The following is a 14,073-nucleotide window of genomic DNA, read 5'->3' on the forward strand; positions in this document are numbered from 1 at the left end:
ACAATAATACATCAAATTTATAAAAAGTAAAAATTTTTGCCCCCCGGAGTAGGGGTTTCCTGTTAACAAATGGCCAAAAAACGGGCTTGCCCAACTTGCTTAATACCCAGACACCGCCTGCGTTATATGGCAAAAAGCCGCATCTGAAGGGCAGCAGGTTTACCTGCACTAAACAATGGTTAACCACTACCGGCGACCATGTACCACCAGCTTTCCATCTTCATAGAAGGGCAGTATGTTGGCGCCATCCGGTGTTACACAATAGCGGATATCCTTCTCCAGCCCAAAGCCGGTCAGGCGATGATAATGGGAGGCATTCTTCTCCCGCATAAAACCATAGAGGTCTTTCTGCGCTTTATCATACATCGTTTCCGCCATTTGCGAAGAGTCGCAATTGATGGTAAAATGCTCCTTCACACGGCTGATCACGGCACCGGCAAACAACGTGTCTTCAATGTTTACACGGTCTTTCCAGGCCGCACAGCCCAATATCACAGGCATTTGCTGCTCAACAATATAATCACACACCGCCGACAGATTGGGAAATGAACCTGTTATGATCTGCCCTGCACCACGCTCCAGTGCCATGTGTAACAATTTCGTGCCATTGGTGGTTGTAAGCACCAGGGTCTTTGACTTGATAAATTCCTCGGGGTATTCAAAAGGCGAATTACCGTATTCCAGGCCTTCGGCAATTTGACCGTCACGTTCACCGGCCGTGATAGAATCGATACGCTTGCCCAGCTCGATACACCTGGCAACACTATCTACCGGAATTACACATTTAGCACCGTTGAACAAAGCAGTAGCAATAGTGGAGGTAGCCCTCAACACATCGATGATCACCACAATGGAGTTGTTCAAATCATACAGGTGCAATAAGGCGGGGGATAAGGAAGTATATAGCGTAGGTTTATTAGTCGTCGTCATGCCCGGGAATACAGTTTAAATCTGGTGCAATGTTACGGAAAAAGCCGGAGGTTGGAGGCACGAAGTAGGAGGTAAGAAGCACTTACAGCTATCGTTGCAATATAAATTTCCACTTATCGCTCTCTGCATATTCGCGGATCATTTGGTTGCGCTGTTCCAACAGGCGCTCCATATATCGTCGCAGAAAAACATTGTTAACTATTTTCCCCAATGCCCCATACGGCGTTTCAAAATTAAAGAAGTCGATGGCCAGTGTGCCATTCTCGATCGCTTTGAAATGATGTTCGTGCTTCATGCTCCGGAAAGAACCTTCCACCATTTCATCGGTAAAAGAGTAAGGTGGCTTCATCTCCGTGATGCGCACCTTCATGACACGCATTTTGTAGAGGTGCTTCGCTTTCCAGGTCACCGTTTCATCTAACCCGATTAAGCCCATGGTAGTACCCGCTACAGCCTGTTCACCTGTATGCGCCATTGATTTTCTGTGTAGCTCGATACTGCGGCTGAGGTCAAAAACCCTTTCTATGGGAGCGGCAATAAAAGTGGTGAGGTGGATAGTGGGCATGGGTGCTATGGTTTGCTATGAGGAGCTATATAAACAGCAAGAAGCAAGCCAAGAAACAGCTATTAGCTATTGGCTGTTAGGCATTAGCTAAAGGCTAACACCTAACAGCTAATACCTGCTAAACAAAGGGGAATTTCACCACTTTGGCTTGCAATAATTTATCGCGCACTTTAATATGAATGATATTGTCCAGCTGTGCCAGCGCGGTTTCCACATAACCTATACCGATCGCTTTGCCCAGGCTGGGCGCCTGCGTGCCCGAAGTCACTTTACCAATAGACTTCCCCCCTGCATCGCAGATCTCATAATCATGACGGGGAATACCCTTGTCGATCATTTCAAACCCTACCAGCTTGCGGGAAACGCCGGCTTTCTTCTGTCCTTCGAGAATATCTTTAGCTGTAAAGTCCTTGGTAAACTTGGTGATCCATCCCAGCCCTGCTTCCAGCGGAGAGGTGGTATCATCGATGTCATTACCATACAGGCAGAAGCCCATTTCAAGACGCAGGGTGTCACGTGCACCCAGGCCGATAGGCTTCAAACCCTGCGGACCGCCCGCAGCGAAAATGGCATCCCATATCTTATCGGCAGCGCCGTCTTTATCTTCAAAATAGATCTCCACACCACCCGCACCGGTATAACCCGTAGCGCTTACCAGCACATTGTCTACACCGGCAAACTTGCCTTTGGCAAAGGTGTAATACTTCATATTGAGAATATCGATATCAGTAAGCGGCTGCAGCATCTTCGTGGCGTTAGGCCCTTGAATGGCCAGCAGGCAGGTCTTGTCGCTTACGTTGTGCATCTCCACATTCTCTGTGTTGAACTGGCTGATCCAGTTCCAGTCTTTCTCGATATTGGAAGCATTCACTACCAGCATATACACTTTGTTCTCTTCGATACAATACACCAGCAGATCGTCCACGATACCCGCAGTGGCATTGGGCAGACAGCTATACTGCGCTTTGCCGGCTGTGAGCTTGGAGGCGTCATTGGAAGTAACACGTTGGATCAGGTCCAGCGCCTTCTCTCCTTTCAGGATAAACTCTCCCATATGGCTTACATCGAATACACCGGCATTGTTGCGCACGGCAGCATGTTCATCATTGATACCAGTATACGAAATGGGCATGTTATAACCGGCAAACGGTGCCATCTTAGCGCCCAGGGAAATGTGCTTTTGCGTGAAAGGAGTATTCTTCATTTGATCATTTTGAGCGGCAAAAATAAAGGTTGCCACCAAGGTCGCCAATAAAAAGAAAACAGGCATATAATAAGGTTTTATTGAAACGCGGGAGCCACACAGGCAGCATGGCTTGAACCGCAAATAAGAAACACTCTTTCCTGCCGGACTACCAGCTCCTTCACTATCATTACCAGCCTGCGGTTACGCAGGTCATTGGTACGCACCATCATATCATTCAGGTAACCCGGTAAAGCAGTTTCATCCGAAGTCTCACGCCAGTCCTTGCTTTCCGGGAAATGTTTTTTCCAGGACCGGTCTACATCCGCCACTGTCTTAAAATGTTCTTGCTGACCCACAAACCTGGCACGCCCTAAATATTCCCTAACAAAGTTTTCAGGAGAGGCAGGCCTGCCAAATCGCAGGTTACTGAAATAAGGATTGAGGATCTGCGCCAATGCTACCTGTTCTGCATTGAATGTTGTCTGCAGTTGTGTAGCCAGTACATCTTTGGAGTAATCCCAGTTATATAGAGGCACGCCATCAGCTTTGGCAAGCTGTTGCACCTTCCCGCCTTCGCCCAACTCCTTTACGGGGTTCATGATGCCAGGCAACAAAAAGCCCAGGCGCCCTTCTACCAATGCAACGGTAGGCTTCAGGGCTTTCCATCTCTCTTCGATCTGATCTATCTCCGGGTGTTTAGGATCACGTGTATGCGTGGCCCCTATGATCACAAAATTCTTTCCCTCTATGATATAGGGCCTCGGATGACCGGCGATCAAAGGGTAACTGGAAAAAGGAGTAATAGAATCGCCGGTAATCACTACTGTTTTCAACGTATAATATTGTGGCGATCGCCAGGCAATGAGATAAACCGTTCCCAACAGGACAATAACAATCACCAATAACCATACGGCTATTTTAAATACTTTTTTCATGACTATACTTTTTAAGCGATTAATAATACGCTTAACACAGGAGGCAGCTAAGTAGGATCGCTATAGAGCTTTCAGTGGGTAGAAAAAATAAGGGGCCGTAGTGTAACCGGCCCCGTTGTTCCAACTTCAACCTGGCCGCGGATAGAAGATCCCAGGCCAAACTTTTTAAAACAGTCTCGCCAGCACACCCACTGGACCGCTCAATTCGGCCAGCGCACCGCGCGAAGAACCTGTTGAAGAATCATCTTCGCCATCAGCTTCCGTATTGGAAGCAGTGGCTTTTATCTTATTGCTGTCAGCAGAAATAGAATCGACTTTCTTTTTTTCACCGCGACGATAACGGTACTCGTTGCCGGTATCCTTCTTGATCTCGCCTTCAATTTTTATTTCCTTATCGCCGTCTTTTATCTTCAGCTTGAAACGGCCACCACGCAATTCACTGGCGTCATATTTATCTACCCGTTGCAGGCCATCTTCAGGTGTCATGATCAACTCTTTTTCACTTTGCCAGTGCAAAGACTCGTCCCAGTCATTATCATTATACCATCCACGACGGCGATTGTATTTGATGCTAAACCATTCATAATCCCCTATCCGGCGATCAATCTCGATGCGCTTGCCTACAGGCACTTCTACGATCACCAGCACCTGCTGATTTCTCCATTTTTCATTACGGCTTACTGCAAAAGCTTTGGGCAGCAACAACGTACTATCTTTCTGCTCTACGTTGAAGGTGATGCGCTCGGCGAGACTCCGTGCAGCTACAGGATCTTTGCCACGGCTGAATCGTACACGACGTACATGAAAGTCGCCGTCTTCGCTTTTCTGAAAATTCACCCGGATGGTATTCAGCATCAAGGTATCAGGATTCACTGCATAGAAAGGCCAGTCTTCGCGATCGATGCCAAACCAATCACTACCGTAATAACGATCATACGTGTTGGCTACATCGATATACAGTTTGCCGGCAGCAGGCTGTGTGATCTGAACAGCTTCTTCCACAGGAGCGGCAGAAGCCCTGAACTCACGACCGATCGAACCTCCCAATATCAACAGGCATACAAGCCCAATAAACCATAAAGTGCCAAACACATAGCCGAGGTAATGATTGCGTGAGCGAACACCCATAATGCGGCGGATGAGCCAGGTGATGAGCGCTACCACAGGTATACCCAGGAACAGTATCAGTGTGGCCCAGGCCAGCAGATTTTGGCTGATGCCGGTAAAAATAAAGTCCTTTACAGGAAACATGGTAAAGCCACCGAAGATGCCGCCAAAGATGGCAGTGAACAGGGCTACCACAATAATAGCTGCGATGAAAAGAAAGAAGGCTTTGAACAACACGCCGATCGCATGACCGATGCCGCTACCAGCGCTGCGCGCTACAGGGCCTGCTTCATCAGAGAACGTTTTGGCCCGGGCTCCGGCCGTATTTCCAAACTCTTTGGCTCTTTCGCCCCATTGCTGGGCCGATTCCTTTACTTCTTTACCCCACCTTTCAGCCCTGGACTTAAAACCCTCGAGGTCCTCCTTTACGGTATCGCGAATAGAATTGAGGTCAACCTTCTCACCACGCATTTCCAGCTTTTCTGCAGAGGTAACCGCTATCGGAACAGTGATCCACAATACGATATAAGCAAGGAACAATGAGCTACCCAATGAACCAGTGATCACTTTTGGTCCCCACCAGAAATCCCAGTCATGGCTCCACCACATATTATTGAATACACCCGAAGCCAGACCGATAATGAGCGGCAAAGCAAAGATCAACCGGGGCACCCAGGTACCTACATTGAGATAAGCTGCCAGACCACCACACACACCGGAGATCACCTTGTCATCAGCACTGCGGTACAACCGCTTGGTGATGTTGGTTTCCATCGATTGTGAAGGAATGATCACCCACAGCAGGATGTATACCCAGAACAGGGGTGCAAACAGCACCACAAACAGGATACGCATGATCACGGGGTCGATACCGAAATAATTGGCGAGACCACTGGCTACACCAGCCACGATCTTGTCATCGGCATTCCGGTACAGGCGGCCACGGCCAGAGCGGTTAAAACTATAGTTATAAGAAGCCGAAGAACCAGTAGAAGAAGACTGACCTTGCGAAGAAGATGATGACTGTTGCTGTTGTGTAGTACTACCACCATTGGTTTCAGCATTGCTGGCAGCTTCTGCCTCAAAATCTTCCGGGCGGCCCATGCTGGCGATCACTGCATTTACATCTTCATCGGTAATACAGGTAGCACCCTTCTTGATGCGCTCTGAAAAAAGTTCAGCAATACGGCTTTCAATATCGTTGATGATCTCATCTCGACCCTCTTCGTTAGCGAAATACCGTCGCAAACTTTCGATGTATTGCTTCAGGATCTCGAAGGCGCTTTCCTCGATGGGAATCACCCGGCCCTGAAAGTTTATATTGATTACCTTTTTCATTGTTCGTCTTGTTTGTCGGTTGAAGTGTTAGTTGGTATGTTGGCGTTATCGGCCCCAAAAGAAACATTGCCGGCGGTAGACACCAGTGACTCTTTTTTGCTGGTGAGTTGGTTCACCGCATGAGCCAGTTCGTTCCAGGTGGCTTCCAGTTCTTTGTAAAACTCCTGGCCTTTTGGTGTGAGCGAAAAATATTTGCGGGGCGGGCCGGAGTTGCTTTCTACCCATCGGTAGGTGAGCATGTCGGCATTCTTTAGCCGGGTTAGTAGCGGGTAGAGGGTACCTTCCAGGATCTGCAGGTTGCAACCCCGCATTTCGTCCACAATATCACTCGGGTAAGCTTCGCCCCGGCGAATGATGGACAGAATGCAGAACTCCAGTATCCCTTTCCGCATCTGGCTCTGTGTGTTCTCTATATTCATACGATGCGCTTGTTTTTAAAAACTGGCAGCCGGGGCTCATGGCTATACTTTCTGTTTGATGGCTATACTTGTAATTTGACCCCTGGCTACCAGTTAAGTTATCATTTACGATGTAAAGGTAGGGGGAATTTTAGTACTATGCAACACAAAGTACCTACCGTCGAAAGGTAATTTTCATAAACTGCTAATAAGTTTTGCCTGAAATGCAGTACAGATGAGGCTTTTGTGGGCCAATAGCTATTTAAATAAATTTTTACGGATTGGATGAACGGTTTCTGACAAAGGATGAATGGAAGAAACCGGGTATAGATAGGTTGGCAGTAGGCTATGTAGCGGCCTAACAGCATAAAATCAGTTCAAATACAAGGTATTAGCGCAAAGTGCAGACATTTTGAAGCTGCAGGGAGCCATTGCCCTCCACTACCAGGTTGAAAGACTTGTTGGCAGCCCCGGAGAAGTTGATTTGCAGCACATTAACCCCGCGGCTAAGGGGCACGCGCATGTAGGAAATGGTATGGGGAAGGCTTTGCCAGTTGCGGGTGTCGGCCTTTTCGGAAGCAAAGTTGAACACCTGGATAGCCAGCGCAAGGGCCTCTTTGGTATCCTTGTTCTTGTCGTCTTTCTTGGGCCGGGCGGCGGCTTCGGCCAGCTTTTTAATCGCTAACCGGCTTAGCGCCAGCGACATTTCTTTCAGGAAACGCTCCTTCAGCGTCGCAAACGCGATGGTATTGATGTCTTGCGCAGGCTCAAACCGATAATCGGCATTATTGAGCGCCACATCGCCACTGCGGTAGAAAACAGGCACTTCCTGGTATTTAGGAAATGCTACCCGTATCGACCGAAGTTCATCGAGCTTAAGATTGTCCCGGTTGTAATTGGTGCTGGCAAAGTCGAACGGAATATTAAAAGCACCGGTGGGATCGGTAAACATGAAGTTGCCAAAGCCATCCTTGGTGAGCGCAAAAAAGAAGTCCTGTTGTTGCTTCACCGGGGCCAGGCCATTCTCCCAAAACAGCACCAACTCACCCCCTTCGGGCGGCGGGGTCGCGTCAAATTTTGTGTGCAGCAGGTTTTCGTAACGCTGCACTTCATCGTGGAAGCCCATTCTTTCGGCGGTACGCAACAAATCTTTCTTCAGCTGTTCTGGAATGGGCGTGCCGTAATACTGGTTATTATTCTTTAGGTAAATATCAGCCGCGTTGCGGTAAGAGATAAAAGCATTGTTGATATCGTTGGCCTGCTCATAAATGATGCCCTGCAGCATGAGCGAAAAAGCATCATCGGTGTATCGGTTCTCGCGCTTGTTCTTGTCCTGCTGTTCATAACTGCGCAGGGAAATACGGCGGGCCTCTACCAATGCTTCATCGCGCTGGCCGAGGTAGAGATAATTCAACGCTTTGTAATAATGCACCATGAACTTCTCAAAATCCTCTCCCTTGTACGTTTGCATCATGGGGTTGAGCAACGTACCCAAGGCAATATCGCTGGCCGACGTGCGCACATCTTCCATGAAGTTATCGGCCTGGTTGAAATAGTTGTTGCTGCTGTCGTATTGCTTCAGCAGATGGGTGATCTTTCCTTTCTCCAGCAGGTACAATAGTTGGTTGCGCCGCGCTTTAATAAGCCGGTTGCTTTCCAGTGCTGCGTCAGCCTGTTTGTAGTTACCATCCGCCACCTGCGTGTAGTAACTGGCAATACGGGTGTTGTACGTAGCACAGGAAAATAAAAAGAGCATCGGCGTCAGAACAGCCAATGCTCTTACCATATGTTTACATGATAATGCCATGCCGGTAGGATCTGCCATTCACGTGTTTAAGGTCTGACACAACTTAGTTGGTCACGTATTTGGCGATCTTCTTATCACCAATCCACACTACTTCATTACTCTGCATATTGGTCAGCTCCAGGTTGATCTGGTAGTATACCACTTTCTTACGTTTCTGAGAGTCGACAATGGAATTGATAGAACCCTGCAGGATGAAATCGGCGCCCTGCTCCATACCAAACTTCTTCATGCTGGAGGTAGTGGCATTCGTTTGCTGGTCGGCCCTTTCAGCACGCAGCTCTTCACGTTTCTTACCACCTTGTACCAGTCTTACCTTGCCGGATTTCACGAAGGACTGCTCCACATCTTTTATAAATGTTTCCGCATCGATGTGCTCGGTGCTCTTGTTGGTCACGAAGCCTACAATCACTACAGGCCTGTTGCCGTTATGTCCTTGCTGATAATCACCTACCCATTTATCGCCCAAAATATCGTCGATCATCTTTTCAGCCGTTACGCGCGAGTCCGTATTGTTCCAGCGTCCGCTCAGATCGATCTGCTCACTGGGATCGATACGCGTTACTTTGCGCGAACAGGATACACTGGTAGCACTTACAGCTACAGCGGCTGTAACAATCCATAAAAGTCTTTTCATATTGAAAGATTTATAAAAGGTGCGTTGAATTTAATTGATTAGTTGAGGCTATTAACGGCTCCACCACCAACCGATGGAAGCAGCGAGGGGCAGGGTGCTCCAGGCATAATTGCTCCAGCGGCGGTTGTAGCCCCAGGAACGATTATTGAAACTATTATAGGGATAATAATTGTAATCATTATAATAGCCATTGTACCAGCCGCTGTTGCGGGCCCTTTCCATTCTTATCTCATGACGCCATGCCCTGCGGTTGGCGCGCTGCTCTCTCTTATCTTCCAGGTAATCGATGGCTTTATAAGTTTCCTGCAACGTGGTGCCATGCCAGCTGTTGATAGAGTCGGCCATCTTCATATAACGGGCCTGACTAATCATAAAACTGGGATTCTGCTCCTGTAGATTTTCGGAGTTTTGTGCTGTGCCTGTGAGGGCAATTACCACCACCAGAGAAGCTGTAAGTAAAATACTTTTCATAGTCTTAGCTTTTAGAGGTAACCAATTAACAATACAAAACTAATCTGCGATGCGTTAAGCAGGCGTTAAATTGAGCCTCTTGTAGTGCAAGGTACTGTTAAAGCCCAGCTTTCGCAAGCGGTACACATAAAATTACATGTTTATGTGATGGGAGAACTACCTATAAACAAGTAGGGATGATCACTTCAAAAAAGTAATCATCCCTATTGCTTAGGCTCTGGGCCGCAACCCAATGCGATACAAATATATAAAATAATTTCTATTTCTTCAATCCAATCTCTCTCAGCCGCTCATCGAGGTATTCACCGGCGGTAGCGTCGGGATAAGCTTTGGGATGCGCAGCATCGATACAGCTTTCCAGGCTGGCGAGGCTCATCTCTCCTTTGGGATGCAGGAAGAAGGGAATGGAAAAGCGGGAAGTGTGCCACATTTCGCGGGCCGGGTTCACCACACGGTGTGTAGTGCTTTTCAGCTTGTTGTTGGTAAGCCTTTGCAGCATGTCACCCACATTCACCACGATCTGCTCGGGCAGTGAAGTAACCCCTACCCACTCATTTTGCTTGGTAAGGATTTGCAGACCATCGGCAGAAGCGCCTACCAGCAAGGTAATGAGGTTGATATCCTCATGTTGCTCGGCACGGATAGCCGACTTTGGCTCCTGCGTAATGGGCGGATAGTGAATGGCGCGCAAAATGGAGTTGCCATTATGAATATGCTCATCAAAATAATGCTCATCGAGGCCCAGGTATATAGCAATGGCCTGTAGTAAAGCCCTGCCCGACTTTTCAAAAGCACGGTAAGCTTTCTCAAAAGTTACATTGAAAGCGGCTACATCTTTTACCTGTACGTTATCGGGATATTCGCTCTTTATTGGATCATTATCTTCCACGATCTGTCCATACTGGAAAAACTCTTTCAGATCGGGTGCATCACTACCCTTTGCATGTTCTTTACCAAAGGAAGTATAACCCCGCTGGCCGGCCAACCCCGGCACTTCATATTGCCGCTTGGTATCGGAAGGCAGCGCGAAGAACTGCTGCACATACTTATACAGGTCAGCAATAAGCTCATCAGGAATGCCATGATTCTTCACAGCCACAAAGCCTACATCTTCATAAGCCTTACCCAATTGGCGAACAAATGCTTGCTTCAGTTGTGGATCGCCGGAAGTAAAGTCGGCGAGGTTGACGACAGGTATAGCCATAACAAAGGTTTTATTAGTAAATACATCCCCGCTTCTCGGGCGGGGATGTAAATTACAATTTACGAAATTCTTATGGCTAATGTGTGTAACTATTTTAGGCGCATGAATTGTAGGGGGCTAACAGGTACTATAATTTGCCATTCTTTTCTACAATGGCCTTTTCCTCTCCATCAGTAACCTCCATCAGGGCATAATGCTTTACATCATTGATCTTTACTTCGTCAAGAATATTGACAACATTCTGATAATTGGCCTGCCCGGTGGGCTTTATCATCAGGGTAAGGTCTTTGCGGGGCACCTTACCCGCTCTGTCCATGGCCAGTTGCTTGTCGCGAATAACCTGGCCAATACCATCTTTAAAAGAGTAGTTGACAAAACCATAAGCACTGGTTTCCATGGCCACCTTCAAAGAGCCATGATAATAAAAGATCTTATTATCAGCCATTGGAACAACTGTCAATGCCGCGCTCTCACCAACGTTTGTAGGGTCAACTACTTTTTTTGTATCATCGGGCATCAGCAGGTCCAATGCCATGGGCTCCGACATCGTAGTGGTAAAAATAAAGAAGGTGATGAGCAGAAAACCAAGGTCTACCATGGGCGTTAGGTCTACACGGGTCGAATGTTTTTTACTGCGGCGCACACCGGGTTTGTCGCCGGTGGTGGCGGTGGTTATTTCAGCCATATAGTTGTGTTTTATATTGAGACGCTGCAGTAAAAAGTTTCCATAACAAAAGAGAGCCGCTTTGCAGCGACTCTCTTTTTTATATTTCTTCGTTTAATCAGCGATTAAAACTCTGCGCTCTTCGGCGTACGTGGGAAAGCGATCACATCACGGATATTCGTCATGCCGGTTACAAACAATACCATGCGCTCAAAGCCAAGACCAAAACCAGCGTGCGGCACGGTGCCAAAGCGGCGGGTATCGAGGAACCACCACATTTCTTCAGCCGGTATATGCATCTCTTCCATTCTCTTTAAGAGCTTGTCGAGGCGTTCTTCCCGTTGAGAACCACCAACGATCTCACCAATGCCGGGCGCCAGGATATCCATAGCTGCTACCGTTTTACCATCTTCATTCTCGCGCATGTAGAATGATTTGATGTCTTTGGGGTAGTTGGTAACGATTACCGGTTTCTTGAAATGCTTTTCCACCAGGTAACGCTCATGCTCACTTTGCATGTCCACCCCCCACTTCACTTCATACTGGAACTTCTTCTTTTTATAAGCCGGAGAGCTAAGCAATATATCGATGGCCTCTGTATAAGTGATACGCTCGAAATTGTTGTTCAGTACAAACTCCAGCTTTTCGATAAGTCCCATTTCACTGCGCTTGTCCTGCGGCAATTGCTTTTCTTCTTCAGTCAGCCTTCCTGCCAGAAACTCCAGGTCTTCGCGGTTGTTGTCCATCGCAAAGCGGATGAGGTATTTAATAAATTCCTCGGCCAGGTTCATATTGTCTTCGAGATCATAGAACGCCATTTCAGGTTCTATCATCCAAAACTCAGCCAGGTGGCGCGCTGTATTGGAGTTTTCAGCCCGGAATGTGGGGCCGAACGTATAGATCTCACTAAAGGCCATAGCCGCCAGCTCACCTTCCAGCTGTCCGCTCACGGTGAGGTTGGTAGAACGTCCAAAGAAATCTTCTTTGTAGTTTATCGTACCATCATCATTCTTTGGCGGGTTATCAGGTGACAGTGTCGTTACACGAAACATTTCACCGGCGCCTTCTGCATCACTGGCCGTGATGATGGGCGTGTGCATATACACAAATCCTTTTTCATGATAGAACTTGTGAACGGCATAAGCCAGTGAGTGACGTATCCGGAACACAGCACCAAACGTGTTGGTACGGAAACGCAGGTGAGCGATCTCACGCAAAAACTCCAGGCTGTGCTTTTTGGGTTGCAAAGGATACTTCTCCGCATCACTGTCGCCCAATATTTCGATAGACGTAGCTTTTACTTCTACACTCTGTCCTCTGCCCTGCGAAGCAACTACCTGTCCGGTTACTTTCAGAGAAGCGCTGGTCGTGATGCGCTTCAGGGTGGCTTCATCGAGCATGCCCAGTTCAACAACTACTTGCAGGTTATTATTGGTAGAACCGTCATTAAGCGCTATAAACTGGTTGTTACGGAAAGTGCGTACCCAACCCATTACTACTACCTCGTGGCCCGTTGCTTCGGAAGCCAGCAAATCCTTGATTTTTACCCGTTTGTTAAACATGATATTTGTCTTAATACGATTACCAATACTGCTTTTTATTGCAGGACGGCAAAGATAAGGATTGAGGGTGCAATGTGATTATCCGATACCTTTGATGGCGCGTTATTTCCCGGATAATCCTGTAAATCCCATTAAATCCCGGTTCAGACAATGAAAATCGCCTTCTTTTCCACCCAGTCATACGATCGTAACTATTTCAATCGCTACAATACAGGCCACGAGTTGGTGTTCTTTGAAGCTCCGCTCAACGAACAAACAGTAAACCTCGCAACCGGTTTTACCGCGATCTGCGCCTTTGTAAACGACCAGCTCAATGCAGCTGTCATTGATCAACTGGCTGCGCAAGGCATCAAACTCATTGCCCTGCGCTGTGCGGGGTACAACAATGTAGACCTCGCAGCCGCCAAAGCCCACAACATCCCCGTGGCGCGCGTGCCGGCCTACTCGCCCTACGCGGTAGCCGAACATGCTGTGGCGCTCATCCTCACCCTGAACCGCAAAACACACAAAGCTTATAACCGCGTGCGCGAGGGCAACTTCTCACTGGAGCGCCTCACCGGCTTCGACCTCCACGGTAAAACAGTGGGCGTTATCGGTACCGGCAAGATCGGGCAGGTATTTGCCGGTATCATGCAAGGTTTTGGCTGCCGGGTGCTGGCCTTCGATGTAATTGCCAACAGGGATATGGAGGCACAGGGAGTAGAATACCTGCCCCTCGTAAAGCTGTTGCCGCAATGCGATATCATTTCCCTGCATTGCCCGCTTAACGATCAAACCAAACATATTATCAGCCCCCTCACGCTGAACATGATGAAAAACGGGGCCATGCTGATCAACACCAGCCGGGGCGCCCTGGTCGACACCAAGGCCGCCATCGAGGCCCTGAAAACAGGCAAACTGGGCTACCTTGGCATAGACGTATACGAGCAGGAGGAAAAGCTATTCTTCCACAACCTGCAGGAAGAGATCATCCACGATGATACCATCATGCGGCTGATGAGCTTTCCCAACGTGCTGGTAACGGCCCACCAGGGTTTCTTCACCGACGAGGCCCTGACGCAGATCGCACAGACTACCATACAGAGTATCAACGATTTCGAACAAGGAAAGCCATTGTCCAATAAGATTGCTTAAGCCAACTGGCTGGAAAGGTGGGCCGCACTGCCGCGCTGCTTTGCCGGGCTGCAGGGCGACTCACCTTGGTCTTTGCTAAGAATCTCACAAATAGAGCCTAAGCCCCCCTTTTTTACTCAATTCGTAAAGGCTCTGCCA

The 14,073-nt window shown here is 48.1% G+C and carries 13 protein-coding genes; 1 reads left to right on the plus strand and 12 read right to left on the minus strand.

Translation table 11 applies throughout. The annotated features are described in order from the left end of the window. Positions 1 to 186: 186 nt before the first annotated feature. The 12 genes from AC5JBY_RS04135 to asnS all read right to left on the minus strand — a co-directional run bounded on the left by AC5JBY_RS04135 (position 187) and on the right by asnS (position 12,801). On the minus strand, positions 187 to 930 hold the full coding sequence (locus AC5JBY_RS04135; protein WP_495903291.1) for a 2-phosphosulfolactate phosphatase: 744 nt from the start codon (positions 928 to 930) through the stop codon (positions 187 to 189). An 88-nt stretch (positions 931 to 1,018) separates the two neighbouring features. Next, positions 1,019 to 1,495: an SRPBCC family protein gene (locus AC5JBY_RS04140; RefSeq protein WP_495903292.1), complete on the minus strand. Its 477-nt coding sequence runs from the start codon at positions 1,493 to 1,495 to the stop codon at positions 1,019 to 1,021. A 118-nt stretch (positions 1,496 to 1,613) separates the two neighbouring features. After that, positions 1,614 to 2,699: a glycine cleavage system aminomethyltransferase GcvT gene (gene gcvT, locus AC5JBY_RS04145; RefSeq protein ID WP_495903293.1), complete on the minus strand. Its 1,086-nt coding sequence runs from the start codon at positions 2,697 to 2,699 to the stop codon at positions 1,614 to 1,616. A 77-nt stretch (positions 2,700 to 2,776) separates the two neighbouring features. Continuing rightward, positions 2,777 to 3,616, minus strand: coding sequence for a hypothetical protein (locus tag AC5JBY_RS04150; protein WP_495903294.1), 840 nt, complete (start codon positions 3,614 to 3,616; stop codon positions 2,777 to 2,779). A gap of 165 nt (positions 3,617 to 3,781) precedes the next feature. Further along, positions 3,782 to 6,061: a PspC domain-containing protein gene (locus AC5JBY_RS04155; protein ID WP_495903295.1), complete on the minus strand. Its 2,280-nt coding sequence runs from the start codon at positions 6,059 to 6,061 to the stop codon at positions 3,782 to 3,784. Then, entirely contained in the window at positions 6,058 to 6,480 is a 423-nt protein-coding gene (locus tag AC5JBY_RS04160) for a PadR family transcriptional regulator (RefSeq protein WP_495903296.1), read from the minus strand. Before AC5JBY_RS04160 ends, AC5JBY_RS04155 begins: the two co-directional genes overlap by 4 nt. Positions 6,481 to 6,850: 370 nt before the next feature. Next, on the minus strand, positions 6,851 to 8,266 hold the full coding sequence (locus tag AC5JBY_RS04165; protein WP_495903297.1) for a COG3014 family protein: 1,416 nt from the start codon (positions 8,264 to 8,266) through the stop codon (positions 6,851 to 6,853). A gap of 43 nt (positions 8,267 to 8,309) precedes the next feature. Further along, positions 8,310 to 8,900, minus strand: a complete 591-nt coding sequence (locus AC5JBY_RS04170) for a penicillin-binding protein activator LpoB (RefSeq protein WP_495903298.1) — start codon at positions 8,898 to 8,900, stop codon at positions 8,310 to 8,312. Between the two features lie 51 nt (positions 8,901 to 8,951). Next, entirely contained in the window at positions 8,952 to 9,371 is a 420-nt protein-coding gene (locus AC5JBY_RS04175) for a hypothetical protein (RefSeq protein ID WP_495903299.1), read from the minus strand. A 259-nt stretch (positions 9,372 to 9,630) separates the two neighbouring features. Then, positions 9,631 to 10,575 carry an isopenicillin N synthase family dioxygenase gene (locus AC5JBY_RS04180; RefSeq protein WP_495903300.1) on the minus strand — a complete coding sequence of 315 codons (945 nt, stop codon included), beginning with the start codon at positions 10,573 to 10,575 and terminating at the stop codon, positions 9,631 to 9,633. Between the two features lie 127 nt (positions 10,576 to 10,702). After that, on the minus strand, positions 10,703 to 11,260 hold the full coding sequence (locus AC5JBY_RS04185) for an ExbD/TolR family protein (RefSeq protein ID WP_495903301.1): 558 nt from the start codon (positions 11,258 to 11,260) through the stop codon (positions 10,703 to 10,705). 104 nt (positions 11,261 to 11,364) lie between these two features. Continuing rightward, positions 11,365 to 12,801, minus strand: coding sequence for an asparagine--tRNA ligase (gene asnS, locus AC5JBY_RS04190; RefSeq protein WP_495903302.1), 1,437 nt, complete (start codon positions 12,799 to 12,801; stop codon positions 11,365 to 11,367). Positions 12,802 to 12,951: 150 nt separating this feature from the next. Between asnS and AC5JBY_RS04195 the strand changes: the two genes are divergently transcribed. Then, entirely contained in the window at positions 12,952 to 13,935 is a 984-nt protein-coding gene (locus AC5JBY_RS04195; RefSeq protein WP_495903303.1) for a 2-hydroxyacid dehydrogenase, read from the plus strand. Positions 13,936 to 14,073: the final 138 nt, after the last annotated feature.

Source organism: Paraflavitalea sp. (genome assembly GCF_059502485.1).

Coding starts and splice junctions, on each gene's coding strand:
- AC5JBY_RS04135 (WP_495903291.1), bottom strand. CDS start 930: ATGACGACGACTAATAAACCTACGCTATATACTTCCTTATCCCCCGCC.
- AC5JBY_RS04140 (WP_495903292.1), bottom strand. CDS start 1,495: ATGCCCACTATCCACCTCACCACTTTTATTGCCGCTCCCATAGAAAGG.
- gcvT (WP_495903293.1), bottom strand. CDS start 2,699: ATGAAGAATACTCCTTTCACGCAAAAGCACATTTCCCTGGGCGCTAAG.
- AC5JBY_RS04150 (WP_495903294.1), bottom strand. CDS start 3,616: ATGAAAAAAGTATTTAAAATAGCCGTATGGTTATTGGTGATTGTTATT.
- AC5JBY_RS04155 (WP_495903295.1), bottom strand. CDS start 6,061: ATGAAAAAGGTAATCAATATAAACTTTCAGGGCCGGGTGATTCCCATC.
- AC5JBY_RS04160 (WP_495903296.1), bottom strand. CDS start 6,480: ATGAATATAGAGAACACACAGAGCCAGATGCGGAAAGGGATACTGGAG.
- AC5JBY_RS04165 (WP_495903297.1), bottom strand. CDS start 8,266: ATGGCATTATCATGTAAACATATGGTAAGAGCATTGGCTGTTCTGACG.
- AC5JBY_RS04170 (WP_495903298.1), bottom strand. CDS start 8,900: ATGAAAAGACTTTTATGGATTGTTACAGCCGCTGTAGCTGTAAGTGCT.
- AC5JBY_RS04175 (WP_495903299.1), bottom strand. CDS start 9,371: ATGAAAAGTATTTTACTTACAGCTTCTCTGGTGGTGGTAATTGCCCTC.
- AC5JBY_RS04180 (WP_495903300.1), bottom strand. CDS start 10,575: ATGGCTATACCTGTCGTCAACCTCGCCGACTTTACTTCCGGCGATCCA.
- AC5JBY_RS04185 (WP_495903301.1), bottom strand. CDS start 11,260: ATGGCTGAAATAACCACCGCCACCACCGGCGACAAACCCGGTGTGCGC.
- asnS (WP_495903302.1), bottom strand. CDS start 12,801: ATGTTTAACAAACGGGTAAAAATCAAGGATTTGCTGGCTTCCGAAGCA.
- AC5JBY_RS04195 (WP_495903303.1), top strand. CDS start 12,952: ATGAAAATCGCCTTCTTTTCCACCCAGTCATACGATCGTAACTATTTC.